Source organism: Prochlorococcus marinus (assembly GCF_001180245.1).
Classification (GTDB): domain Bacteria; phylum Cyanobacteriota; class Cyanobacteriia; order PCC-6307; family Cyanobiaceae; genus Prochlorococcus_A; species Prochlorococcus_A marinus_F.
The window spans coordinates 1-330 of record NZ_CVSV01000058.1; the positions used below are offsets into that span (position 1 = coordinate 1).

The following is a 330-nucleotide window of genomic DNA, read 5'->3' on the forward strand; positions in this document are numbered from 1 at the left end:
AACTAAATTAAGACTAATAGGTAAAAAAATATTTACCAGTATTGAACATTAAGATGATTCAATTATTTTGGATTTTGCCAGTATTACATCTTTTTTAAGTTGTTCATTTTGTAAAAGAATTTCTGTAGAGGCTTGTAATTTTTCTCCCCATAACTGTTCTTTTCTATAATCATAGTTAACATATTTGGGATTTTTATTCAAAGCTTTTTTTGCTAGCTGAACTGCTAATTTATTATCTTGGATATTTATACATGAGGCTAGGCCTAATAATGGTTCAGCATTCTCCTCGATTGAGATTGCACTTTCAAAAAGTTTGATTGCGAGATTAAC

General features: G+C 28.5%; 1 pseudogene. It reads right to left on the minus strand.

Going from position 1 to position 330, the window contains the following annotated elements:
* Nucleotides 1–48: 48 nt before the first annotated feature.
* A pseudogene (locus AMO19_RS01955) lies at nt 49–330 on the minus strand (tetratricopeptide repeat protein); the annotation flags it as partial.